The organism is Bradyrhizobium sp. 33ap4, assembly GCF_032654765.1.
Lineage (GTDB): Bacteria > Pseudomonadota > Alphaproteobacteria > Rhizobiales > Xanthobacteraceae > Bradyrhizobium > Bradyrhizobium australafricanum.
On the sequence record NZ_JAUMTJ010000295.1, the window covers coordinates 1 to 517 of the forward strand.

Genomic DNA, 517 nt, shown 5'->3' on the forward strand with positions numbered 1-517 from the left:
GGCCCACCTGGTTAAATCCCCCGCGCTCTGCCCAAGGGCCGCCTGATCCATAAGCGCTGACCGAGACGTAGATCAGGCCCGGCCTCAGCTCACTCAGCTCTTCCGGCGAGAAGCCACGTCGATCCAGACTCCCCGGCCGCCATGACTGCACAAAGACATCGGCCGAGCGCATCAATTCCTTAGCGCGCTCAACATCCGCTAGCACTTCCAAATCGAGATCGGCCGAGCGTTTGCCAACACCCGTGTCCAAGGCGGTATCCCAGCCGTCGTGGTGGCCCGGGCCCGTGATACGCAGCACGTCAGCGCCTTGCTCGGCCAGCATCCGCGACGTCACGGGCCCTGCGAGCACATGCGCAAAGTCCAGGACACGCAGACCGGTCAGCGGACGATCGCCACTAGGCAGTGGAATGGGGGCGCTCTCCCCGATCTTTTCGATCTCCACGGGGGGCCGTCTGGCAAGCCATTGACCCTGCGGATGTGCAAGCCATTCGTCTCGCGTACGACACATCACGCCGAC

Annotated in this window: 1 protein-coding gene; it reads right to left on the reverse strand. The window is 64.0% G+C overall.

The genetic code is table 11. The features are described from left to right. The coding region (locus Q2M23_RS43910) for a CoA transferase (RefSeq protein WP_316399581.1) at positions 1–442 on the reverse strand (442 nt) is incomplete at its 3' end. Positions 443–517 lie beyond the last annotated feature (75 nt).